This window comes from Paenibacillus taichungensis (assembly GCF_047302525.1).
Taxonomy (GTDB): domain Bacteria; phylum Bacillota; class Bacilli; order Paenibacillales; family Paenibacillaceae; genus Paenibacillus; species Paenibacillus taichungensis_B.
The window spans coordinates 6588690-6614328 of sequence record NZ_CP168020.1 but is presented as its reverse complement, the minus strand read 5'-3'; the positions used below and the strand labels follow the sequence as shown (position 1 = coordinate 6614328).

At 47.1% G+C, this 25639-nt stretch carries 25 protein-coding genes; all 25 read right to left on the bottom strand.

Going from position 1 to position 25639, the window contains the following annotated elements; genetic code table 11:
- Positions 1-42 precede the first annotated feature (42 nt).
- Positions 43-1170 carry a glycosyltransferase family 4 protein gene (locus tag ACDJ58_RS29945; RefSeq protein ID WP_413374333.1) on the bottom strand — a complete coding sequence of 376 codons (1128 nt, stop codon included), beginning with the start codon at positions 1168-1170 and terminating at the stop codon, positions 43-45.
- A gap of 370 nt (positions 1171-1540) precedes the next feature.
- Positions 1541-2299, bottom strand: coding sequence for a WecB/TagA/CpsF family glycosyltransferase (locus ACDJ58_RS29940; protein WP_413374332.1), 759 nt, complete (start codon positions 2297-2299; stop codon positions 1541-1543).
- Between the two features lie 6 nt (positions 2300-2305).
- Positions 2306-3460, bottom strand: coding sequence for a polysaccharide pyruvyl transferase CsaB (gene csaB, locus ACDJ58_RS29935; RefSeq protein ID WP_413374331.1), 1155 nt, complete (start codon positions 3458-3460; stop codon positions 2306-2308).
- Positions 3436-5457: a DUF5693 family protein gene (locus tag ACDJ58_RS29930; protein ID WP_413374329.1), complete on the bottom strand. Its 2022-nt coding sequence runs from the start codon at positions 5455-5457 to the stop codon at positions 3436-3438. The genes csaB and ACDJ58_RS29930 overlap by 25 nt, the downstream gene beginning before the upstream one ends.
- Before the next feature lie 238 nt (positions 5458-5695).
- A complete protein-coding gene (locus tag ACDJ58_RS29925) occupies positions 5696-7417 on the bottom strand; it encodes a phospho-sugar mutase (protein ID WP_413374328.1) in 1722 nt (573 codons plus the stop codon).
- A gap of 57 nt (positions 7418-7474) precedes the next feature.
- On the bottom strand, positions 7475-7906 hold the full coding sequence (gene fabZ, locus ACDJ58_RS29920; RefSeq protein WP_063567749.1) for a 3-hydroxyacyl-ACP dehydratase FabZ: 432 nt from the start codon (positions 7904-7906) through the stop codon (positions 7475-7477).
- A 479-nt stretch (positions 7907-8385) separates the two neighbouring features.
- Positions 8386-8610 (bottom strand): DNA-directed RNA polymerase subunit beta, encoded by a 225-nt coding sequence (locus ACDJ58_RS29915; protein ID WP_024632706.1) that lies wholly within the window; start codon positions 8608-8610, stop codon positions 8386-8388.
- Between the two features lie 12 nt (positions 8611-8622).
- Entirely contained in the window at positions 8623-9462 is an 840-nt protein-coding gene (locus tag ACDJ58_RS29910; protein ID WP_113052898.1) for a flagellar hook-basal body protein, read from the bottom strand.
- Positions 9463-9514: 52 nt separating this feature from the next.
- Entirely contained in the window at positions 9515-10399 is an 885-nt protein-coding gene (locus ACDJ58_RS29905) for a flagellar hook-basal body protein (protein ID WP_413374326.1), read from the bottom strand.
- Between the two features lie 103 nt (positions 10400-10502).
- Positions 10503-11501: a rod shape-determining protein gene (locus ACDJ58_RS29900; RefSeq protein ID WP_063567732.1), complete on the bottom strand. Its 999-nt coding sequence runs from the start codon at positions 11499-11501 to the stop codon at positions 10503-10505.
- Positions 11502-11720: 219 nt separating this feature from the next.
- Entirely contained in the window at positions 11721-12008 is a 288-nt protein-coding gene (spoIIID, locus tag ACDJ58_RS29895) for a sporulation transcriptional regulator SpoIIID (protein ID WP_024632710.1), read from the bottom strand.
- A gap of 171 nt (positions 12009-12179) precedes the next feature.
- Entirely contained in the window at positions 12180-12917 is a 738-nt protein-coding gene (locus ACDJ58_RS29890; protein WP_413374325.1) for a peptidoglycan DD-metalloendopeptidase family protein, read from the bottom strand.
- Between the two features lie 555 nt (positions 12918-13472).
- On the bottom strand, positions 13473-14819 hold the full coding sequence (gene spoIID / locus ACDJ58_RS29885; protein ID WP_413374323.1) for a stage II sporulation protein D: 1347 nt from the start codon (positions 14817-14819) through the stop codon (positions 13473-13475).
- 461 nt (positions 14820-15280) lie between these two features.
- The gene (murA, locus tag ACDJ58_RS29880) at positions 15281-16627 is read right to left on the bottom strand and encodes a UDP-N-acetylglucosamine 1-carboxyvinyltransferase (protein WP_083678749.1); all 1347 of its coding nucleotides are present in this window, start codon (positions 16625-16627) and stop codon (positions 15281-15283) included.
- 520 nt (positions 16628-17147) lie between these two features.
- Positions 17148-17405, bottom strand: coding sequence for a DUF1146 family protein (locus ACDJ58_RS29875; RefSeq protein WP_062321714.1), 258 nt, complete (start codon positions 17403-17405; stop codon positions 17148-17150).
- Positions 17406-18008: 603 nt separating this feature from the next.
- Positions 18009-18413: a F0F1 ATP synthase subunit epsilon gene (locus tag ACDJ58_RS29870; protein ID WP_413374322.1), complete on the bottom strand. Its 405-nt coding sequence runs from the start codon at positions 18411-18413 to the stop codon at positions 18009-18011.
- 63 nt (positions 18414-18476) lie between these two features.
- Entirely contained in the window at positions 18477-19880 is a 1404-nt protein-coding gene (gene atpD, locus ACDJ58_RS29865; RefSeq protein WP_413374320.1) for a F0F1 ATP synthase subunit beta, read from the bottom strand.
- 96 nt (positions 19881-19976) lie between these two features.
- A complete protein-coding gene (gene atpG, locus ACDJ58_RS29860; RefSeq protein WP_379436633.1) occupies positions 19977-20849 on the bottom strand; it encodes an ATP synthase F1 subunit gamma in 873 nt (290 codons plus the stop codon).
- A gap of 209 nt (positions 20850-21058) precedes the next feature.
- Positions 21059-22573: a F0F1 ATP synthase subunit alpha gene (gene atpA / locus ACDJ58_RS29855; RefSeq protein WP_076287593.1), complete on the bottom strand. Its 1515-nt coding sequence runs from the start codon at positions 22571-22573 to the stop codon at positions 21059-21061.
- Positions 22574-22589: 16 nt separating this feature from the next.
- The gene (locus ACDJ58_RS29850) at positions 22590-23138 is read right to left on the bottom strand and encodes a F0F1 ATP synthase subunit delta (RefSeq protein ID WP_413374318.1); all 549 of its coding nucleotides are present in this window, start codon (positions 23136-23138) and stop codon (positions 22590-22592) included.
- Positions 23135-23623 carry a F0F1 ATP synthase subunit B gene (gene atpF, locus ACDJ58_RS29845; protein ID WP_413374317.1) on the bottom strand — a complete coding sequence of 163 codons (489 nt, stop codon included), beginning with the start codon at positions 23621-23623 and terminating at the stop codon, positions 23135-23137. The genes ACDJ58_RS29850 and atpF overlap by 4 nt, the downstream gene beginning before the upstream one ends.
- A 115-nt stretch (positions 23624-23738) precedes the next feature.
- The gene (gene atpE, locus ACDJ58_RS29840; RefSeq protein ID WP_017691934.1) at positions 23739-23963 is read right to left on the bottom strand and encodes a F0F1 ATP synthase subunit C; all 225 of its coding nucleotides are present in this window, start codon (positions 23961-23963) and stop codon (positions 23739-23741) included.
- Positions 23964-24040: 77 nt separating this feature from the next.
- The gene (gene atpB / locus ACDJ58_RS29835) at positions 24041-24859 is read right to left on the bottom strand and encodes a F0F1 ATP synthase subunit A (protein WP_379436641.1); all 819 of its coding nucleotides are present in this window, start codon (positions 24857-24859) and stop codon (positions 24041-24043) included.
- A 45-nt stretch (positions 24860-24904) separates the two neighbouring features.
- Positions 24905-25282 carry an ATP synthase subunit I gene (locus ACDJ58_RS29830; protein ID WP_076287590.1) on the bottom strand — a complete coding sequence of 126 codons (378 nt, stop codon included), beginning with the start codon at positions 25280-25282 and terminating at the stop codon, positions 24905-24907.
- Entirely contained in the window at positions 25275-25529 is a 255-nt protein-coding gene (locus ACDJ58_RS29825) for an AtpZ/AtpI family protein (protein ID WP_076287589.1), read from the bottom strand. The genes ACDJ58_RS29830 and ACDJ58_RS29825 overlap by 8 nt, the downstream gene beginning before the upstream one ends.
- Positions 25530-25639: the final 110 nt, after the last annotated feature.

Here is a 25639-nt window from a genome sequence, read left to right as displayed (position 1 = left end):
TTGAAAGAATATTCAATAAGATCAGTAAACGAGCGTTTCTATTTAGGATTTTGAACGGGTTTCCGGGTTCATCTTGACGCGCATACGCATCAGGAAGTTAATGACCGGCCTTCTGGTTTTGCTTACAAGTCCGATGACTTCTGCTCCGACCTGGAGGAAGAACATCATGATACAGATCACGACGAACGTTACCCAGTTGGCTTCGAACATCGCAGCGGAAGATTGGATAATTGCCAGCACACCGAAGAATGCGGCAATACCGTAAATGATCAGAACCGTCTGACGGTGACTGAATCCAAGCTCACGCAGGCAGTGATGCAAGTGACCTTTATCCGGTGAGAAAATCGGTTTCCGTTGTACCGCACGACGAATGATCGCGAAGAAGGTATCCGAGAGCGGCACACCGATAATGATCAACGGCGTAATGAAGGACACGACAGCAATTTGTTTGAAACCAAGCATGGATAGCATTGCCAGAGAGAAACCAAGGAATAGTGATCCCGTATCCCCCATGAAGATCTTGGCTGGGTGGAAATTGAAGAACAAGAATCCAACAATACTACCAAGCAGTACAAGACACATCAAAGCAATCATCATATTACCCATGAGGAAGGACATCACGGCAATGGTACCAATGGCAATACCGGATACACCGGCAGCCAGACCATCCAGACCATCAATTAAGTTAATCGCATTCGTTACACCAACAATCCAGAGAATCGTCAGCGGAATCGACACCCAAGCTTCCAATGAAGAATAGGAATCCTGAAAAGGAATATTAACGAAGTCTACACGAATGTTGAATCCGAATACGACTACAGCAGCAGCAACAATTTGTCCGAGCAGCTTCACTTTGGCTGACAGTTCAAAACGGTCATCCAACGCACCAATCAGTACGATGATCGATCCACCAATCAGAAAAGCACTGACAAAGCTCATGTCTCTTGTCGTAAACCATGCTGACACAAAAGGAAGCAGTGCAGCAACCGTAATGATAAAGGCCAGGAAAATCCCTAGACCACCAAGACGGGGCATAATCCGAGTGTGCACTTTACGTGCATTCGGCGTATCCATTGCTCCAATTCTGACTGCGAACTTTTTGACAAGCGGTGTCAAGGCAAGAGCCAGTCCCATTGACACGATAAATCCAATGATAAAGATCGCTACCATTTGAACATTCGACCCCCAATTATAATACCTGTAAGAAATTATAAATCCCCTGATCTCTTTTTATATATAAAAAATCATTTGTTAGTCATTTTTGAATACTTGTTACACGATAACGAAGAGAGCAAGGAAAACCTGAAGAAGCGAAGCGTTCGCCTTTATCACCTGATTTCACCCTTATAAAAGGGTAATAAAAGAAATCTGGGGATAACAGCGATCGGAAGGTTGCCTTGCTATCGTAGTTGCTCAGTGTAACGTTTTAATTCAAGCAGTACGACACATGTAATCCGGAATGAATTATACGCTGATCACAGTCGAAATGCCAACCTCAATTTTTAGCAAAAACGTGCATTTTACTCGTATTAGCCTAATTTTAACGGACTTTAGTCACGTTTTCTTTGTCCCGCATCACTTTGACAGCGAATTTCGGAAGCGCAAGCATTCGGCCAGCCCGACTAGGTTCGCGAAGCAGACGATAAAACCATTCCAGTCTTAACTTTTGGAACAGTTTGGGTGCACGTTTGGTTTTACCCGAAATCACATCAAAGCTGCCTCCAACCCCCATGGTAACGGGAACTTGAAGCGCGTCTTTGTACTTGTGAATCCACGGTTCCTGCGTATCTGCCCCACGTGCAACAAACAGAAGATCAGGTGCAGCTTCACGAATGGAAGCGACAACCTGCTCGTCCTCAGCCGGACCAAAATAACCGTCGCGATAACCTACAATTCGAATCGCCGGATATTGCTCTTGTAACCGAACTGCCGTTTCTTGAATCACCTCAGGTGTGGAACCGAGCAGATACACGCCCCACCGATAGTTTTCTCCAACACGCAGCAATTCATGTAAAAGCTCAAATCCAGGCACCCGTTCTGCCACAGGCTCCCCACAATAATTGGCAGCCCACACAACGCCTGTTCCATCGGGAACAATCATTTCCGCAGATTGCATAACCTTCATCATCTCCGGATTCTCTAGCGCGGCCATGATCATGATGGGATTGGCTGTGATGACTTGGTGCGGCTGCTTCGTGAGCACAGCTTCGCGAAGAACCTCCACCGTTTCTTTCATCGTTAGTTTGGAAAAAGGAATACCATAGATCGAAACGGTAGGTATTGGTCCGGTCTGATTCATCTTATTTCACCCTTTGCGGCCTAAATATTTAATAATTTGCTGAGCAGGCACTTTGGCTTCCTGCTTCAATTCGGTAATGCCTTCTTCATGTTCCTTCAGCCACTGTGAACGCTGATCCAACAGGTTAGCCACCGTCTTCGCCAATTTATCCCCATCCAGCGCATCCGTACTACCCACGGACTCACTATCCAGACGCAGCATAAACTGATCAATCTTTGGATCATACGAGATACCAACGGGTGGAACATACTGTGAAGCTGCGTAGATTAGACTGTGCAGACGCATGCCGATAACGACATCACAATTGCTGACTTCCTGAAGCATCAGCTGCGGATCAGTGAGATCCTTGGTAATACTTACTTCGCTCCCCTTGTTACCGAGGTCACCGAGCATTTCCATGACAAAACGTGAAGCCTGCTCATCAATCGGTAAGTGAAATGGCATAAAGCGTAAGTGAACGGCTTTTTTGGAGCAAAGCTTCTTAAGTCCAGCAGCAATCGCTGTAAGCTCTTTACGATCCGACTCCCAGAAACGTACGGATACACCGATCACCGGGAGTTTGGTATGAACGCTTGCTCCTTGAGCATTAACCGTGACTGAACTTACTTCTTCCGCATTGGCTTCAGGCAGTGGCAGACCCATCACCGGGTCAGGGACCACATGAATCTGATTCCACTGCAATCCGAGCCCGCGCAAATATTCAGCGGATTGTTCATCACGCACAGATACATAATTGCAAGCTTTGAAGACGGATCGAATCATTGGATTGAAAATTTTGCGATTTACAGGTCCAATGCCCTGTGCATAGATAAATGTTGGTTTTTTCAACCATTGGGCCAGTTTGATGACCCCCAGGTAGTACGGGATGGATTTCAGTCCGGTTGCATCCTGCAGCAGACTTCCTCCCCCACTAATTAAACCATCACTTTCCTTGATCGCTTCGCGAACCTCCTTCAACTTCATCCGATGTACTGAACGTACACCGTACATTGAAGTGGTCCACTCCGGGTCACCGGAGAGCACAATCGGCTCAATCGTGACATTCGATCTGTGACTCTCCTCTTCCAGCGCCGTCAAAATTGACTTTAGTACCGCTTCGTCTCCACTGTTGTGGAATCCATAATATCCTGAGATGATTAACTTTTGAGAAGTGGTGACCATTTTTTCCAACATCCTTCCGCTACTTGCCACACACCCACAGCAACGATACCGAAGATTAAGCCAAGTCCCAATCCCATCACTCCACGAATGAGTGACAATACAGCTGGCGTATGGATATGCGCGAACGTATCCACCATGGACAATTGTCCAATTGCTGCAATAATGAGCACAAAGATGACTTTACGATATTTTAAAGCGGCGAACACGCCAACGATAAACAGCGGGTGTCCCAGCATAAATTCTTTGAACCTTGGTCGCACGCCGAATGTGTCTTCCAACACAACACGCAGGAACATCTCGAATGGCGTAACCGAACCCGAGTTGCCTGTACGGCTCAAATAGTAATACCCAACAACGGCAGCAACAAGTGCCAATACAACCATCACAACGGTGATCGGAGTACGAAGCAGGTTCTTAATTTGCTTAATGGAGAACGTACCCGAGCCACGGTAAAACACAATATAAATCGCTACCAGCGCCATAGGTGCAAAGTGCAACAGGCTCACGCCTCGGAACTGGTTAATCACCAGACTGTACGTAATGCTGTTAAGCAACGCGATGACAAAAGGCACCGCCAGGAACGAAAGAATCGACGTTCTTACATATAAGAATAACGTTTGCGCTAAACGACGACCCGCAGGCGCGTCTGACTGACGCTGTTGCTGATAGTTCACTGTACGAACTGCCAGTACCATCGCGATGGTCGGAGCGCTAATGGCTACCAGTAATGCAATTCCTTGCTCCAGCAACGTCGGTTTGAGCAAGAATAACCCGGCACTGCCCACCAGAGCCAGTGCAAATACCAGCAATGTCAGCAGTGGTACAAAATATGAAACCATAAGCGAAATCATTGCGATTGCACCAATCAGGGCAACCAGCTTGGCATAACGCTGAATGGAAGAATCTTTCACCGTAAACGCTTCGGCTTGTCCCAGTTCGAAGCCATGTTTGCCCATACGTTCAATCGCATGACCAGGCTCACCCAAACTATTGATCAGATTATCAATCGGATTGGTGATCATGGCTTTGGCCGTATTCCGACTTGGCGAAGCATTCATATAGAGCATACGAATGTTGCGGTCTTTGGTAGCCAAAACAAAACGGTCAGCAATGGTGTCTACATCCAGATTGGCATCCCCGTCACTTAAGGAGTACAGACGAGTTACATTGTAGTCAATTTTATATGAGAGAGTCTCAAAACCGGATTGTGGTTTCTTCAAATTCTCAATAGCCGCCAGTCCAATATGGTGCTTGTTCAGCAACTGGGCAAACATATCGATACTCTTCATCTCTGCATTATCATTGTACCCTTTCACAGCATCACCATCAAACAAGATGCGCTTTACCCCATTCTCTTCGAAGAAGGTAAGCAGGCGTTCCATGGATTCCTGATTATAAGGCACACTGTCTGAGATCCGTGGCAAAATGTAAAATCCTTTATCACGCAGCATCTTCACGGCAACCGGATCTGGTTGCAAAGGCTGCATGTTGGCGTTCTCCGGTGGAGTCTGCAATATTAAGCCGCTACGACCTTCATATTCCCATGGAAGCACAGGAATCTCCCGATCGGCGAACGTTTGTTCAATGATAGGGGTATACGTTTGTGCATTTTCCTCATTTGTGAATAACACATACGTATAATTATCGTTAGCAGGAATGACATTTTTGGTCATGTTCGCAAGGTCCTGCCCGTTATATACCATCAGACGGCGGGACTTCTTCAACTCATCCAGTGTACTTTCGAACACCGCCATGGTTGTTACTCCGGCGTCTTTCAACCGAGTCAGTTGTTCTTTCATGAAGTCTTGCGGATGGGCCTGATAAGCCGAGATATCCAATAGACCCCGATAATTGAAGACAAGCTCCACCTTTTTGGCGGAAGATTCCGTCTGCACCCGATCACTGATGACAGGGATGGAAGCAATCAAACCGATAATGACAACAATCCACAGCCACTTCCGTGAAGCGGTATTCCAATAAAGCCATTTTTGACGCACTACATGTACCTCCTCAAGTGTTGGAACCAAATGCACGTTCAGCTCATGATTTTCATTGCATAATATTGAATAAATACCGGATACAAACAGCTTGTGTCAACAAACGTGCAACTATCCGCAATTCATCCAAATAGACGTAGACATTCACCCTTTTTACCTAAAAGAAAAGCCCCTCCGCCAACCAACCTTACGGTGCGGAGAGGCTTTCTCATGTTCTTGCTTAGTACTGCATTCGTATTTATTGTGCGTCTACGCGCGTCATCACCGTAGTAGCCAAACGTTCGATACGGCTTTCGGCGTCTTCCAAGTTCTCTCCGCGCACGGCGAAGTATACTTTGATCTTCGGCTCTGTTCCCGAAGGACGCAGGCAGAACCATGATCCGTCTGCCAAAATAAATTTCAGAACGTTCTCTTTAGGCAAGCCATCCAAGCCAAGGGAGTAATCCAGCACATCTTGTACAGCTATGCCGGCTACTTCTTGCGGCGGATTAGAACGCCAGTCGGTCATTTTCGCCTGAATTTGAGCTACGCCATCCTTGCCTTTCAGCGTACGGGACTCCAGCTTCTCCAGGAAATATCCGAATTGGCTGTACAGCTCTTGCAGAACATCATAGAGGGTTTTGCCTTGGTTTTTATAATAAGCAGCTGCTTCAGCAATCAGCATTGCAGCCAGGACTGCATCCTTGTCACGAGCGTAGCTGCCTGCCAGGTAGCCGTAGCTTTCCTCATAACCGAACAAGAACGTATGACTGCCGGTTGCTTCAAACTGATTCATTTTTTCACCGATATATTTAAAGCCTGTCAGGGTATTCATCACTTCTGCACCGTAATGCTCAGCAATGACCGCTCCCATCTCGCTTGTTACAATCGTTTTGACAACTGCACTGTTCTTCGGCAGTTTACCCGTCTCTTGCAAGCGGCTCAACACATAATGCACCATGATGGCTCCGGATTGGTTACCCGACAGTACGAAATACTTGCCATCATTGTCTTTCACTACCGCACCCATGCGGTCTGCATCCGGATCTGTACCGATCAGAATGTCCGCACCCACGGATTCACCCAGCTTCATTGCAAGCGTAAATGCTTCGCGCTCTTCCGGGTTAGGGGATTTCACTGTGGAAAATTCAGCATCAGGCTGTTCTTGCTCTGCCACAATGTGAACCTGCTCGAAACCGATCTGTTCCAACACACGACGTACAGGCACATTACCTGTTCCGTGCAGTGGAGTGAAGACGATTTTGAAATCACGGCCGACACCGGATTGAATCAGGTCACGACTGAGACTTAGGCTGGCAACTGTATCAACAAATGCCTGATCTTCCTCTTCCCCAAGCCATACGAGCAATCCTTGAGCTTCGGCTTCTTCCTGCGTCAGCTTTTTCACATCCGCGAGGGAAGGAACTTCCTGAATGTATTGAATGACTTTCTCTGCTTCGTGTGGTACCAGTTGGCCACCCTCGTGGTTGTACACTTTGTAGCCATTGTATTCAGGAGGATTATGACTCGCCGTCACCACAATACCGCCGGTTGCTTGCAGATGACGTACACTGAAGGAAAGCTGAGGCGTAGGACGCAGGGAAGTAAACAGCTTAGCCACAATGCCATTTCCAGCCAAAACCAGGGCAGCATCCAGTGTGAACTCAGGTGAGAAATGACGGGAATCATGTGCGATCACTACAGAAGGTTTACCTTCTTTGTCGCCATGCTGCTCCAGCAAATAACGGGCAAACCCTTGCGTTGCACGACCTACGGTATAACGGTTCATCCGGTTGCTTCCCGCTCCGATCACACCACGCAATCCACCTGTACCAAACTCCAGATTTCTGTAGAAGCGATCCTCCAGCTCTTTCGGCTGATCCTGCAAATCACGAAGCTCCTGTTTCGTCGCTTCATCAATCGAAGCATCCTCCAACCACTGCTGCAATGTTTGTGCTGCTGTTGTGCTTAACTGTTCCATTCCTGCAAACCCCTTCCTTCTATATAAAATTCAATTGACTGCTGAACTATACAATCATTAGCTTGGGTCAGACAGTGCGAACATGATCTCGCCTTCTGCTACCACTTTGTCGCCTACTTTGGCTGTAGCTTTGCCTTTACCAATTGAACCCTTGAGACGCGTAATTTCCACTTCCAGCATCAATGTATCTCCAGGCACAACTTGTCCACGGAATCGGAAATTGTCCAGTCCCGCCAAAAAGCCAATTTTCCCTTTGTTGCCTTCCAAATTAAGAATGGCTACTGCACCGACCTGTGCCAGTGCTTCTGTAATCAAAACACCCGGCATTACCGGATACTCTGGAAAATGACCAATGAAGAAAGGTTCATTAATGGTTACATTTTTTAATCCAACGGCACGTTTGCCATCCTCTAACTCTACAATCTTGTCCACCAGCAGAAACGGGGGACGGTGTGGAATAATCTCTTGGATCTGTTTGATATCGAGCACAGTATAATCTCCTCTCAGGGTCATTTATATGAGATTCTCAATAATAGTGGGCCGTGTGCGTGTGGTGGCCGTTACGGGTACGGATCGTTCTTTCGATCGCTGTTGTTTCCGAATGTTTACTGAACTATTTTTAGATGTATAACATTCGGAAACAAAGGCGAGCGCTTCGCTTCTTCAGAATCGATTCCGTCCCCTTCACTGGTTCCAGAGCTAAAATGGACATTCCTATTATGAAGTCGATGCTCATATAAATGTGTTTTTCATTTAATTTGTATGAAAAGCATATTTTCAGTTAACACTAGTTATATCCTTCATGACTGCAGTAGTGAAGGTTAAGATAAGGGGTCTCTCTTCGCGATGACGAATGTCTTTCGCAGGGGAGGCCTCTTTTGGCGTCAAACGTCATCCATCATTATACTGTTTTCAACGCCAAAAAGAAAACTCCTGCCTGCGCAGGAGTTTTCGCATATATCGTTCATCTACGGAGCGAACACCAAATCATATACATGTTCCCATGTACTCCACTGCAATACGGAACCGATATCCTGTTTGCCCAGTACCACGTAGCCAGCCACCAATCCGCCAGCGAGGGCAAGAACAAGCAGGACCGGAACCAGAAACCATCGTGCGATGCGCCATCCACTCTTCTTCTTCTTGACTTTCGTCTTATCCGGCTTGCTGTTCTGCTGCTGTGTATCTGTCATCACATTCACCTTTTATGCTCTCATATTGTTAGCAAGACCTGCCATGGAATCACTGGATGTCAGCGCACGTGCCGCCAGTTGGTAGGTCCGCTGTCCTTGCATCAGCAAAGCCATCTCTTGTGTCAAATCCACGTTGGATTGTTCAATGTAGCCTGCACGGATCATGGCTGTCGCTTCACGTGTAGCTGCATTGGCTCCAAATACATCATCCTCGGTTAGACCCGCATCCAGACCAAACAGGTTATCCGCATACTGCACAAGCCCTTCAGGGCGCTCGATATCTACGAGTTGCAGTTGGGCTCCAATCGTTGCATTGGCTTCATTGCCACGACGGATCAACAGATTGCCTTTTTCATCAAATGCAACCTTGCTGTTATTCGGTGCCGTAATTCGATTACCTTGACGATCCAATGCAAAGTGGCCTTCTCCATTGACCAATACCATCATGTCTGGCGCATTGGGATTCGTTTTGGGTCTTGTATCAGGGACAAAATGGAATGCACCCTGACGCGTCCACATTTTCTCACCATTTGCTTCAACGGCAAACATCGCATTGCCTTCAATCGCCAGATCGGTAGGATTGCCTGTCTCATTGAGCGTACCCTGAGTCATATCCTTTGTCACATCAGCCAAACGTACTCCAAACCCGAGGTTGTATCCCATCGGGGTTGAGCGTCCATCCAGCTTGTACTTGTCCGGCTGCTGCTGCACCCGGGTCAGTACATCTTCGAAGGCTGCTTGCTTACTCTTATATCCTGCCGTATTCACGTTGGCAATATTATCGGAAATGACATCCAGACGCTGCTGTATTCCGGTCATGGAGACCATTGCACTAATCATGGAATTATTCATTCGGTGGTTACCCTCCCTGTTTCCCTGCGCAATCTATATTCAAACGCCAGCGTTATACACGCCCAACTTCATTGACGGCTTTATCCAGACTGCGGTCGTAGAATTGTACGACCTTCTGGTTCGCTTCATATGCACGGAATGCTGCGTTCATATCTACAGTCGCCTGTGATGCATCCACATTCGAACCTTCCAGGTAGCCCTGACGGATCTGCACATTATCACCGGCAGCCATCATCCGAGCCGTTGCTCCATTCTGATCATTCAGGCTGAAATTACCATCGCCTTGACGTACCAGTTGGTTCGGTTGATCGATGACGCTGACTCCCAATGTAACACCTGTCGGTGCACCCGTCACTGCATTGACAAGACGACCTTGCTCATCCACTTTAAATTGGTCTACCGAGCCTGTCAACACAACAGGTTGTCCATTATTATCCAACACTTGCGAACCCGTTGAACTCAAGAGTTGTCCAGTTCCTGTAACCTCGAAATGACCATCGCGTGTATATCTTGTGTTGCCTTCTGCATCCTGTACTGTAAAATACGCCTGAGGTTGGTAAGTTACCGTGCCATCAGCTCGTACAAATTTGCCTGAACCGTCAAACGGGACAGGTTGTCCTGTCTGTGGATCATTCACGGCCAGATTGGACGAAATGGCAAAATCACTCTTTTGCCCACTTTCCATAATGGCTCCCTGCAAATTCATGGACAAACTTTCTTCCGCGAACACACCCGTGTTCAGTTTGCCCAGCCGCTTTGTCGGAAGATTGGCATCTCCGCCTACCAAAGTAATGAGCATTTCCGGGAAAGAACGGCTTACGCTGTTCACTTGTTTATATCCCGTTGTGTTCATATTTACGATATTCTGCGTTGCGGTGTCATGGCGGCGTTGTTGCGTAATCATTCCCGCGGTAGCGGTGTACAGACCTCTTAACATGTATTAACCCCTCTCCTCAAGCGCTTGTCCTGCATTACAGGATGGCTGCTTGTCCGTTCTGCTTCCCGAGCTTGGGCGAACCTTTGCTTTTTATATCGGCAGATTAGAACTTTTTCTTAACCACTTGATCCAAATTATTCAGCATAATGCCTGTTCCCTTCACGACACAATGCATCGGATCCTCTGCAACCCATACCGGTACATGCAATTCATTGGACAACAGTTCATCCAGTCCGTTCAGCAAAGCGCCTCCACCTGTCAACACGACACCTCGGTCAATAATGTCTGCCGCTAATTCTGGTGGCGTCCGCTCCAATACCGACTTGGCTGCCACGATAATAGATTGCACGGAATCCCATAACGCTTCCTGCACTTCATTTCCCGACACCGTTACGGTAACAGGCAAACCGGATACCATATCACGACCGCGAATGTCCATCTCTGTTTGACGACCACCCGGATGCACGGAACCAATCGCAATCTTGAGATCTTCGGCTGTACGTTCACCGATCATGAGCTTGTATTTAGCTTTGATAAACTTGGTAATCGCTTCGTCGAACTTGTCCCCTGCGACTTTAATAGAAGAGGCGGTGACTACGTCGCCCATAGACAGGACTGCAACGTCAGTCGTTCCGCCGCCGATATCCACGACCATATTGCCGCTCGGCTGAAAAATATCCATTCCCGCACCGATCGCTGCCGCTTTCGGCTCTTCTTCCAGAAATACTTCTTTGGCACCGCTGCGCTCAGCAGCTTCACGGATAGCCTTCTGCTCCACGGAAGTAATGTTGGTTGGTGCACAGATCAGAATACGCGGGTGGCTGTACCAGCTTCTTGCTCCCACACGATTAATGAAATGTCTAAGCATTGCTTCCGTAATCTCGAAGTCCGCAATAACACCGTCACGCAGCGGTCTAATGGCAACAATGTTACCTGGAGTACGCCCCACCATACGACGCGCTTCTTCCCCAACAGCAAGGACCCGCTTCGTATCGCTTTCAATGGTCACGACGGAAGGTTCATCGAGGACAACCCCACTTCCTTTCACGTGAATAAGCACGTTTGCCGTGCCAAGATCAATACCGATATCCTTGCTAAACATAAAAGAGCCCCCAAAGTGATATTATTTGGTCAGCGTATCCTGTGAAAAAGAGTCCCTTATCACGTCACCGCTCGTTCGACAAAGTGCAACATATATATGTAAAAATCGGGCTGATAAGATGTCATAATTCGATCCTGTACCAGCTTTTAACATATCATACTTCAGGGGAGGGATTCAATGCATGTGTGAGCTTTTTGGCCTACGTCTTTCCGCAGGTCTCTACGATTTAGCGGAAGCCAGCACCTCGCGTTTTTTACCGCTTGTTTTTTTGTATTTAATTTTGGTCGCTTCACCGCCCCGCAAATGACGGATGGACTTATGATACTCCAGAATGTGTTTCACCTGGTCAGCAAGATCAGGGTTAATTTCCGGCAGACGCTCCGTCAGATCCTTATGCACAGTACTCTTTGACACGCCGAATTCCTTGGCAATGGTACGGACCGTATTCCTCGTCTCAACAATGCAGCGACCAATTTTTATGGTCCGTTCCTTGATGTAATCGTGCACGCTCCCGCCTCCCTACTGTGTGGATAGTTTGGTACATTATATGAGGAGCATGCCTATATATTCGCGGTTTAAAGGTGTGACAAGCTTCGAAGGTCCCATTATTTTCTGAAAAGCACAAAAAGAGCAGAGGAGAATTCCCTCTGCCCGTCATGTTGCTGCGGTAAAAATCATTTATTTTTCCGGAAGATATCCTTGCGGGTTAACCGGTTGTCCGTCTTCGTAAACTTCAAAGTGAAGGTGGTTGCCCAGCGTTTTTTCCAGTTCATTAACACCAGCCGATGCAATTGCATCTCCTTGCTTCACTTCATCATCCTGTTTCACTTTGACGTCAGCCAGGCTTTGGTATACGGTTTTGAGGTTATCACTGTGTGTGATTTCCACAACTTGACCTGTCAGCGGGTTTTGTTCAACCCGGGTAACTTTTCCGCCGAGTGCTGCTTTGATTTCGAACGTTTTGTTATCACCACGTGCCAGATCTACACCCGTGTTCGGAATAAATGTGTCATTGTACTGCACCATCGCTGCTTCATGTTCCTCAGTTGAAGCTTCGTTGTCATAGAAAGGTTTTACTACCGAAATTTCTGACGGAACCGCTACCGGCCATACAAAATTCTCCGACTTTGCAACAACTTCCACACTTTCTTGTTCTCCGTTAACCGCTGTTCCTTCTGTACCCGATGCACCCGTTTCTACTACCCCACTTGTAGGGTCCGAGTTCAGCGTTTTTTCGCCTGTGCCCTGATAGACCCACACTAAGGTTAGTATAATGCCTGCTGCTGCGATGTAGGCTGCCGGGAAGACCCAACGTTTGGACATTGCTCTTTTCCATGAAGAGGGCTGGCTAGCCGGTACTCCTTGAGTTGTTTTAGGAGTTTCTTCTTGGCCTGTTTTTTTGTTTTGTTCATTCATCTTAATCACCTCAGTAACAAGTGTTACCGGGTGCAACTCTTTTATACACGCGCGACTCTAATTATTTTCACAGAACTTTCAAAGAGTACTATATATGCGGGAGATGTGCTTAGTGCGTGCGCCGCTTTGGGGCCAGAAAACCTTTCGACCGGCTGTTACTCCCAGATTTCTTCTATCACCTTCTTTAAAGGTGAAATCCGGGAGTAAAGGCGGACGCTGCGCTTCTACAGGTCTTTTCTGTCCCCTCCGCTCTCCATACGCTCGGCAGTCTCAGCATATGTAGCCAAGTCTTGAAAGCTCCGGAAGGGGGGGTAAACAGAAATACATGGATTGGATTTAACAGCCAATCCTTATAAAGTAAGTTTATGAGATTGAACATGGCGTTATAGTTTTAAGTTCATTGGTAGAGCGAAATGGCGGGTTTTAATTTTAGGCTCAGCAACTTCATAGATTGCCTGCGATGCCTCGCTTTATATTATCAGTGGCCCATTACTGCTAATAGATTAACGTTTGGTCAAATCAAATGGCCCGGACGATACCGACTTCCATGTTGGCCTATTTGGAGGCTAGCATCTTGGATGCCTGTCCGAAGGAGATGCCTGTGTAGTAGTGTTTGAGGATCTGAGTCGCGGTGTGACCCTCCTGTGCCATGCCGTTGGCTCCCCACTGGCTCATGCCGACTCCATGACCGTATCCATACGTTGTAATCTGGACCTCATCTCCATCTGTCTTCCAGCTGAACTGACTGGATCTCAGCCCAAGCAACTTTCGAGCCTCCGGCCCGCTAAACGTTTTACCTGCAATCTGTATCTCCTTGATCCGATGCCCTTGCGTTGTCGACAATACTTCCATCCATCCACCGTTCTGCTGCGCGGTCACAGGAATGGCATTCGCACCGAGATTTAACTTTTGGAGAATCTCACTACGCTTCATCGTGATGGTTTCCTCAAAGCCCGGAGCCAGGTTTTTATCCCACGGACTCGCTACACTTTGCAAATAAGGAACAGGGTTGCCCCATACATCCTCTGCGTTCTCCGTATACCCATTACTTGTGGAGAAAAAGGATGCGGTAATCGCCTTGCCTTCATATGTCATGACGGAATCCTTGCTTTCGCGGACAGCCTGTTGTAGCTTCTCCCATTCCTTCGCTTTCCCCAGACGAGTCCAGTCCGCTTTTACTTGTTCTGGTGGTATAAATACCTGATGACTCACGGTATCCGTCACATCTGCCTCTCCTGAAGGCACACCGCTTGTATCGCTAGCTGCCAGCCTTCTCACGATAAATGTCCTTGCAGCAATGGCTTGTGCCTTCAGAGCTTCCAATCTGAACTCAGCTGGCATCTCGGCAGCGACTACTCCAGTAACATAATCTTCAAGCGGAAGATTCATCGTCGTACCGGTTGCAGACAGGTACACCCTTACTTTAGGTTCAGGGTAAGTAACGGGCACAGCTGGCGAAGGTGCTGGAGTTGTTACACTGCCTGTACCTGGTGGGACAGGGATCGGTTTAACAGGATCATCCGTCCGCGGCCAGACCAGAATGGCGGGGATCAACAGCGCAAGCGCCAGCACTGCCGATACAGCCGCTGCCGGCTGCCAGCGAGTATTGTTCTTGCCCCATCTGCGGCCTCGGCCGAACGTACGCATTCGGCGGCGCTTCACACGACGAAACTGGTCTAATTCAATGACAGGCATGTGTATCCGTGCCGCAGTGTGTTGAGCTGACTCCGGTTTCGAGCCAGGCCGTCTAGCAGATGGTGTTATGGGTTCATCTGGAACAGTTCTAATGTTCGTTGAAGCAAGCTTGTCTTTTTCCACACCGAAACCAGCAATCTCCTCTGGCTCCTTCACTAGTGGACGAGGGACAAGAGGTACCTTAACCTGCACACGGGCTTCTTTCATTTTGATATAACCCTCCGTTGTCCATGGCCGGTCAAGCGCCGGTCCTTTTGTTCAAATCCATAGTTTAGGGTATGAGCTGGCTGGATCTGATAGAACCTGATTTAAGAGAAACGAAGGCATTCCATATGTGGCGATTTCTAACTTACTTCTGCTATGTATTATTAAAAAACATTGATCTGTCGCGGAATCCGGTTCCATAAGGTACCACCCGTTCCTCAAAAAGCATGCTCTTTCATTTGTTCAGAATTGGTACAGAATAGGATGTTATGCTATATAAGTTAGGACCAGCTATTAATAGAATCAGGTACTGATTCAATTGATCGTTGAACACAAAAAAAAGCCAAGCCAGATGGCTTAGCTTTTGATCTGAATTTAAATGACAGCACGCATGCTCTCGTATCCGCAATATACAATGATGTGTGATTCATATTAGAGAGCAACGCCTATTGTCCAATTCGATGTTATGCCCAGGTCGGTTGTACTTTGAACAGCGGTACTTCTTCCCCGACTTTTTCATTCGATGCTTTAACTGCATCCAGCTTAGGCTCTTCAACCGAAATACGATAAATATCGGCTCCAAGTCCGTTAAGCTTCTCAGCGAGATGTACGTAGCCACGGTCGATGTGATGAACACCACCCACTTCCGTTGTACCTTCAGCAACAAGACCCGCGATAATAAGTGCGGCACCCGCACGCAAATCGGTAGCTGTTACTTTGGCACCCTTCAGCTTGGCATTGCCCGTGATGATGGACGAACGTCCTTCAACTTTGATCTCCGCATTCATCAATTGGAATTCATCCACATGCATGAAGCGATTTTCAAAAACAGTCTCTGTTACAACACTGGTTCCTTCAGACGCAAGCAAGAGCGCCATCATTTGGGATTGCATATCTGTAGGGAAGCCTGGGTATGGTAATGTCTTCACATCCACAGCCTTGAGCGGACGATCCGCAATAACGCGAACGCCATTCTCGTCAGGATGAATGGTTACACCCATCTCTTCCAGCTTCGCAATAACAGAACCCAAGTGGTCTGAAATCGCACCTTCGATATACACATCACCACCGGAAATTGCAGCAGCAGCCATATAGGTACCTGCTTCAACCCGATCCGGAATTACGGTGTGCTTCACGCCAGACAGCTTCTCCACACCTTCGATACGGATGACTCCTGTTCCGGCACCCCGTACTTTGGCACCCATTCCATTAAGGAAATTGGCAAGATCCACGATTTCTGGTTCTTTTGCCGCGTTCTCCAGAACAGTTACACCTTCAGCCAATGTTGCAGCCATCATAATATTTTGAGTGGCACCTACGGAAGCCACATCCAGATAAATTTTCGCGCCACGCAACCGTCCTTGGCTACGAGCTTCTATATAGCCTTGGCCCAAGCTGATCTCAGCGCCCATGGCTTCAAAACCTTTCAAATGCTGATCAATAGGTCGTGTACCGATGGCACATCCACCAGGAAGCGAAATTCTTGTATGACCCATACGTGTCAACAATGGCCCCATGACCAGAAAAGACGCCCGCATTTTACTTACCCATTCATACGGTGCCTCACAGGAAGTAAGTTTCTCCGCATTTACGGTAATCACTTCGTCCCGGTATGTAACACCCGCTCCCAGCGATTCCAACACCTTGTTAATCGTCATCACATCGTCTAGAGGAGGAGCGTCAATAATAACGCTTTGTCCTTCTTCCCCTAAGAGAGAGGCAGCGATGATCGGAAGAACAGAATTTTTAGCGCCGCTAACTTTGACACTTCCGGTCAACCTTTTGCCACCGCGGACGATAAATTTGCTCATCATGGTTCCCTCCGCGCTTTTATTCCCTTTTCTTCATTCCGGAATACGTGAGCCCTTCTGTAATAGAAAAGACTGTTGCTGTGTGTGGAATTTCGACATAGCCTGGCAAATAATGCCCTTGATGTCTATTCAGAAAAGAATTGGTTTATAATCCATATCGATGATACCACGTGCGTTGCATGATGCCCTCCGACTTGTAAATATAATGCCTTACAGGCCAGCAAGCATCTGAACAGACAGATTGGGATGATTATTAGCCGGATTCAACCGGATATCCCGTTTATAACCACAAAATAAGTGAACAATTGTGAATTCCCTAACTTCCATCATAACATTGTTGAATTGTACGATACAAGCATTTTTACATAAAACATCTCAAATTCATCCAATTCCACGTCACACTTTTTTCTTAATTCCTTTGCCGACAACTCATACTCTAATTGTTAACACAATTAATCGATGTTATTCGACATTGCACTGCTTGAAGAACCTAACAGATGATTAACCAACCATCTCAACATTAAAACAAATGGCGCAACATTTGTGTCCATGACAAATAGTCAATGACAAAGCCTGAAACAGCATGCCCAAGTATAATGGCCAACAGTAAATGTAACAGTCTTCCCTGTGCTCCTCGTGGCTGCCTGATGATTAAATCCAGTTTGAGATTCTGCAAAGCCCACCACGACAACGCTATACATAAAAGAGAGACGATAATCGAGACTAAGCCATTCGTACTTAATGTCTGGTTCAACTGATTCGTCAGGTCAGTATCCATATATTCATTACCTCCACATTTGTTGCAGCGATCAGCATAATTATGCCTGGCATCCATAACTTGTTAGAACAATGGAATGACTTGAACACAACACACTGAGCCTACTGTCAGACTTACTCCTGCAATACAGGAAATCTGGATGCCCAATCACGGAGTAGCAACAATCTGGCTGTGAATGACTATGGAATTCATCAACGCAGCTTCCTGCATCTGCTGACTCTATGGAATATAGGCTCTTTCATCATACATTGTCAATTACATTGATTTCCACTTCGATAATATTTTAAATTCAAAATGCCGGGATTTTGTGACTAAAACGACATAAAAGAGCGTTATTTCGATATCGATCCTGTCATTTCCTCGGAAATAATTTGGATTTCCGTCGTTAAAAATGGTTCCAACAGTGATCATTATCGCCACGACTTTAGTCCTACATTCTATTCAACTGCCCATAAACGGTGAATACAATTAACTTTATTTGCCGTTAAATCAAGTGCTTCAACCGAAGAAAATGTCCATATATTTTACTGTAACTGGAAAAGATAACGTTCCGAAAACTCAAAAAAGCCCGGCAGACTAAGCCGCCAGGCTCCAAAGAATAGTTTATTTGCCGTATACGTTGATCCGGTTAACCGCTTTTTGCAGAGCAATCTCTGCCCGGCGATGATCAAAATGGTCCTGATTGCTTTGGCTGCCGAGACGGCGTTCTGCCCGCTCTTTCGCCGCACGCGCACGGTCCACATCGATATTTTCCGGGAACTCGGCACTTTCTGCGAGGACAACTACCTTATCTTTACGGACTTCGATAAACCCGCCACCAATAGCGACGCGTTTGTTTTCTTTTCCGTTTTTGATATAGATCGGTGCGATCTGCAAAGGTGTAACCATAGGGATATGGCCTGGCAGAATGCCCAGCTCCCCTTCAATACCACGAGCCGTGATACTATCCACTTGTTCTGAATATACCAAACGCTCAGGTGTTACGATTTCCAACAAAAAGGTGCTCAATTCCATCCCTCCTGAAACTATCCGAAGGATAGCTCGCTTCATAAGGACAATCCTGGATTCAGATTATACCAGTGTTTTGGCTTTCTCCACTGCCTCTTCAATCGTACCCACGAAGAGGAAAGCTGCTTCCGGAAGATCGTCGTACTTGCCTTCGAGAATTTCTTTAAAGCTGCGCACCGTTTCTTTAACCGGAACGTATTTACCCGGAATACCGTTAAATGCTTCAGCAACGTGGAAAGGCTGGGACAAGAAACGTTGAATCTTACGAGCACGGTAAACGAGCGCTCTGTCTTCCTCACTCAACTCGTCCATACCGAGAATCGCAATAATATCCTGCAATTCATTGTAACGCGCCAAGATGCGTTTAACGCCTTGAGCTACGTTGTAATGCTCTTCGCCTACAACTTCAGGGGACAAGATCCGGGAGCTGGATGCCAACGGATCTACCGCAGGATAGATACCCATCTCGGAAATTTTACGCTCCAGGTTCGTCGTTGCATCCAAGTGAGCAAACGTCGTTGCTGGAGCCGGGTCAGTATAGTCATCCGCAGGCACGTAGATGGCCTGGATGGATGTTACGGAACCTTTTTTGGTCGAAGTGATACGTTCTTGCAGTTGACCCATTTCCGTTGCCAGCGTTGGTTGGTAACCTACCGCGGAAGGCATACGTCCGAGCAAGGCAGATACTTCTGAACCTGCTTGGGTGAAACGGAAGATGTTATCGATAAAGAGCAACACGTCACGGCCTTCTTCATCACGGAAGTATTCCGCCATGGTCAGACCTGTGAGGGCTACACGAAGACGTGCGCCTGGAGGCTCGTTCATTTGTCCGAAGACCATTGCTGTTTTGTTGATAACGCCTGAATCACTCATCTCGTGATACAAGTCATTACCTTCACGTGTACGCTCACCAACACCTGCGAATACGGAGATACCGCCGTGTTCCTGTGCGATGTTGTTGATCAATTCCTGAATCGTTACGGTTTTACCTACACCGGCACCACCGAAGAGACCGATTTTACCACCTTTGGCGTAAGGAGCCAACAAGTCGATAACTTTGATTCCTGTCTCCAGCATTTCAGCCTGGGTAGTCAGTTCATCAAATGCAGGAGCCGAGCGGTGAATCGGATTTTTATGTGCAGCAGCTACAGTGCCGCCAGTATCAATAGCTTCGCCGAGTACGTTAAATACACGACCCAGTGTTGCTTCCCCAACAGGTACAGAGATTGGAGCTCCTGTATCTACGGCTTCCATACCACGAACGAGTCCGTCCGTGGAGGACATCGCGATACAACGTACCCGGTTGTCACCCAGATGTTTCGAAGCTTCGAGTGTCAGATTCACACTTACGCCGCTTTCGCTTACTGTAGTGATCGTAATGGCATTGAGGATTTCCGGCAGACCGCCGCGATCAAACTCGACGTCAACAACCGGACCCATGATGCTCACAACGCGTCCTTTGTTCATCTTAACGTTCCCCTCCTACAAGCCTGCTAGTTTTGCAGAAATAAAGTTCCGTTCTCTGTTATCTCTGCACTGCAAGCCTTCATTAATAAAAAACGGTTAGCCTTGTGCTGCGTTGGCACCTGCTACAATTTCCGTAATCTCCTGCGTAATAGCCGCTTGACGAGCACGGTTATAAGTCAATGACAAGTCGTTGATGAGTTTAGATGCATTTTTGGTTGCATTACCCATCGCAGTCATTTTGGCACCCAACTCACTCGCCTTACCATTCAGAAGTGCACCGTAGATCAGCGTTTCCGCATAACGCGGTAGCAAAACTTCCAGTACAGCCTCAGCTGAAGGTTCGTATTCGTAGCTTGCCGTCGGTCCTTCCGCAGCAGTTACCTCAGGTGTATCCATCGGAAGAAGACGTTCTACCGTAGGAATCTGGGTCAACGCATTTACAAAGCGGTTATAACAAATGTACAATTCATCAAATTTAGCCAGCTCAAATCCTTGAACAGCCTCGTGTGCAATAGATTTGATATCTGCAAATGATGGTGAATCGGATAGATCCGTTGTAGTGGATGCGATCGCAATTTCGCGCCGTCTGAAATAATCGCGTCCTTTACGCCCAATGACGAACAATTCGTAGTCATCCTGAGAGTTGTGTTTTTCTTTGAGTGTCAGATTGACCTGACGCAAAATATTTGCATTGTAACCACCCGCAAGACCGCGGTCCGATGTAATGATTAGATAAGCTGTCTTTTTGACCGGACGGCTCTCCAGCATCGGATGTTGGATTCCCTGCGTGCTTGATGCAATACTAGCCACAACTTCTTTCAGTTTCTCCGAATAAGGACGAGCTGCTTCCGCTTTTTCCTGCGCTTTACGCAGTTTTGCGGCAGCAACCATCTCCATTGCTTTGGTGATCTGCTTGGTGCTTTGTACGCTTTTAATTTGCCGCTTTATTTCGCGCATGCCTTTTGCCATGATTTCACCACCTTAAAGTTTCGACATAGTCAAAACTACTTCGTAAGCATAATCTTTACTTTGGCGAAGCCAAAGTTACTTCGTAAGCCTATACCAGTTTTGACATAGTCAAAACTACTTCGTAAGCATATTGAAACTTTAATAGATCAAAGTTATACATGCAGACATGCGGAATCGGTTAAACAACTCCGCAACTGCATATCATCTATTTAGACGGAGACAGAAAAGCTCTTTCTGAACTTCTCGATAGCGCCCTTCAGAGCATTCTCGTTGTCTGCAGTCAATTCTTTAGTATCACGGATGGATTGAAGAATCTCAGGATGGCTGCTCTCCATGAACGCAAGGAATTCTTGTTCAAAACGAGTCACATCACCTGTAGGAATTTCATCCAGGAATCCTTTAACCGCTGTGTACAAGCTGACTACCTGTTGTTCTACAGGCAAAGGCTGGTTCACACCCTGTTTCAGGATTTCCATCATACGAGCACCACGATTCAGGCGAGCCTGAGTCGCTTTATCCAGATCGGAACCGAACTGGGAGAACGCTTGAAGCTCACGATATTGAGCGAGGTCGAGACGCAGGGAACCTGCAACCTTTTTCATCGCTTTGATCTGAGCAGAACCACCAACACGGGATACGGAGATACCTACGTTGATCGCCGGGCGTTGTCCAGCATTGAACAAGTCAGCTTCCAAGAAGATTTGTCCGTCCGTAATGGAGATTACGTTCGTCGGAATGTAAGCAGATACGTCGGAAGCTTGTGTTTCAATGAACGGCAGTGCGGTTAAAGAACCACCACCAAGCTCATCATTCAGCTTCGCTGCACGCTCCAGCAAACGGGAGTGCAAGTAGAAGACATCACCCGGATAAGCCTCACGACCCGGTGGACGGCGAAGAAGCAAAGAGAGTTCACGATATGCGGAAGCTTGTTTGGTCAAATCATCGTAGATAACCAAAACGTGCTCACCTTTGTACATAAAGTACTCACCCATCGAGCAACCAGAATACGGTGCGATGTACAACAGTGGTGATGGATCAGATGCTGCCGCAGTTACAACAATCGTGTACTCCATTGCGCCTTTACGACGAAGAGTTTCTACGACTTGTGCAACTGTAGATTGTTTTTGACCGATAGCAACATAGATACATTTCATGCCGCTGCCTTTTTGGTTCAGGATAGCATCAATCGCGATTGATGTTTTACCTGTTTGACGGTCACCGATGATCAACTCACGTTGTCCGCGACCGATTGGTACCATTGCGTCAATAGCCTTGATCCCTGTTTGCATCGGCTCATGAACCGATTTACGATCCATTACGCCTGGTGCTTTACCTTCAACCGGACGGAATTCCGTTGTAGCGATTGGCCCTTTGCCATCCACTGGAATACCGAGCGGGTTAACAACGCGTCCAATCAATGCTTCGCCAACAGGCACTTGCATGATTTGACCAGTACGTTTTACTTGGTCGCCTTCCCGAATATCATAGTAAGGTCCCAGGATAACGACACCGACGTTGCTCTCTTCCACGTTCATGGCGAGTCCCATAACACCGCTTGGGAATTCAACCAACTCGTTGGACATTACGTTCTCAAGTCCGTATACACGAGCGATACCATCACCGACCTCAATAACTGTCCCGACTTCGACTACATCGATATCGGTTTTGTATTGTTCGATCTGGCTCTTAATTAATGTACTGATTTCTTCTGGTTTGATACTCAAGTGTCCTCACCCCAATCTACTGTACTCGTCTGTTAAAAGACTGCTCAAGACGTTCGAGCTTGCCAGCCAAGCTGCCGTCATAGATCGTATCGCCAATGGCGACTTTCAATCCGCCCAGCAGAGTCGGATCAACAAAATTCTCGATACGAATCTTTTTATTCACACGGCCACCGAATTCACGGGCAACCGCTTCTTTTTCTTCATCATTCAATGCATAAGTCGAGTAAACGCGCGCATCAGCTATGCCGAGCGAATCGCCTTGGATCTTCAGATAATCATTCAGCAGAGCTTCCAGCAATTCAACGCGTCCGCGCTCAATCAACAGCAGGACGGTGCGAAGGACAGGGTCAGACACCTTGCCATCAAGGCTTGAATGAATTACCTGCTGCTTGGCTTCCTCAGAGATGTTGGGAGATACGATAAATTTTTCGATATCAGCATCCCCGGTCAATGCACTGACAACCGCACGCAGTTCCTGTTCAACTTCAAGTACCTGCTGCTGCTGAAGAGCAACTTCGAACAATGCTTTCGCATAACGTTTGGCAACAATCGTATCGCGGCTCATTGTCGGCCTCCTACCTCATTGAGGTATTGGTTCACAAGTTCCTCTTGTGCAGGACCGTTCTCAACTTCTTTTTTGATCAGCTTGGAAGCGATTTGAACGGAAGCTGTACCCAGTTCGCTGCGAAGCGCTGCGACCGCTTTGTTCTTCTCACTCTCAATCTCACGTACAGCATCGTCTTTGAGACGATTAGCTTCCGCTTTCGCATCAGCCAGGATCGATTCGGCTTGTTTGCCGCCCGTTTGTTTGGACTGTTCAATGATGTCGTAAGCATCTTTGCGCGCTTGCTCCAGAGCCTGTTTTTGTTCCTCCACATAGGCAATGGCCTGTTCCCGAGTCTGCGCAGCCTCATTCATCTGCGTCATCACGAGTTCACGACGTTTTTCCATAATGGTGAACAAAGGACCGAAAGCATAACGGCTAAGCAGCCAATATAAAATTACAAATGCAATCATCGCAAGAAGCGTATTTTCCCATATGAAACTCAATCTGTTCACTCCTTCCTGGAGGTATCCTTGAAACCATCATCCACTAGCGCGGACATTACCTAAAAAGAAGGCGCGGATGGCTATGGCCTTCCCCGCCAAACCTGTATCAATTTAATTAAGCCATACCGTAGAACATGAACGCGAGTACCACACCGATGATCGGCAATACTTCGATCAGACCTACACCGATAAACATTGTTGTTTGAAGAGTGGATTTTGCTTCCGGTTGACGGGCAATACCTTCCACCGTTTTGCTGATTACCATACCGTTACCAATACCTGCGCCAAACGCGCCCAGTCCTGCAACAATTGCTGCTGCGATTAATGCCATTGCTCCCATTTGTATATCCTCCTTAAAATTATAAATCGAATTTTTATTGTTCAGCCTGGTGAAGAAATCTTCGTAGGGCTTGAAACTTAATGTTCTTCATGCGTCTCGATGCTCTGTGAAATGTACACCATCATCAAGATTACAAATACAAATGCCTGAATCGCACCGATAAAGATACTAAAGCCCTGCCATACCATAAGCAACGGAATCGCTGCAATGGCACCAAACACTTTGAACGTGGTCAGCTTCAGGATTGTTGTTATCAGTACCTCGCCCGCGAAGATATTCGCGAACAAACGCATTCCGTGTGTTAGCAGCTTGGATGCCGTCTCTATCAGGTTGATCGGCAAGAACAAGGCGAACGGTTTAAGATAATGCTGGAGATATCCTCTTGTGTTACGGAATAATCCGAGTCCATGAGATACCAGGAATGCTACGAGTGCCAGTCCCATCGTTACAGACAAGTCGGCTGTCGGTGATTTCCACCAGGCCAGTTCAACGTGTGGATGTGCTTCAGGGTCCTTGGCATGCGCTTCGTTAAACGCATCAACAGCAGTGACAATCGGTTGATTGAACACCTGCGCCTGACTAACCTCCGTAACTTCAGTAACCGCCTGAAACGGAAGACCTAGCATATTACCTACAAAAATGAACATAATCATGGAAAGAGCGAGAGAGATAAAATGTTTCCCTTTCTTCATATCCATCGTGCTGGAAATCAGATTGCGGACGAATTCTACTGCCCACTCCATAAAATTTTGCAGCTTGCCGGGATTTTCAACGGATAATCTCCGTGTTGCCAGTACAGCAAAAATAAAAACAAGTGCACCTGTAACAACCAGCATCAACAGAACCGATAGATCCAGTCGAAATCCGCCAAGCATAATAATTGGAGCTTCATGCATATTTTTCTCACCCCTTTCTCGACTTGAAAGCTGCAGCACCTAACATCATTCTGCTCTGCGGGAATAGACGATCCCTATAATCAGTAAGGAAAATTGTGCAATGACCAGACCGCCTGCAACCGCATATGTATTGAAGTACTGCGGAAAGCGCATCGATATGAAGATACCGAGCACTGCGAGTGCCGCTCTTGTCAAAAATCCCAGGTTCACACGCTTCAAGTTACCTTCTGCCGCATCATCAGACATTTTCCTTACTTTGAAGCCCAGGTAAAATGCATTGATCCAGCTAATTCCTGTACCCAGGGCCAGTCCCAAAGCAATTGTCTCCACACGTGGCATAAAGGCCGCTGCGAGAAAACAAATCATAAGAAAGTACATGATGAAAACAGTCATCATTCTGCGGTATCTGGTTAGTTCACTCATCACTTTCCCCCATGAATTTTTTCGCGATAAAGTAGATGCTTACGCCGCCTGCTGCCAAAAAAAAGAGAACGCTTACGGCGATCCATATTCCGCTACCCCCGATGGTCTTATCCAACCAGGAGCCAACGTAATATCCGGCAACAGCGAGAATGGCAATCTCGATTCCAAAAGCTGTCACGAGCCCCATTGCTTTCCACACATTATCATCATGGTTACGGGATGAATTTGGTTTGTTCGAATCGGCCATTTTCCACGCCACCCTTGCAATCCCAGTTAATTTTACTGAATGATGAGAGCCTTTGTCAATTGAATGATTTTAGCGTTTTAAAGGGGGAAACGACGGGATTACAGGCCATC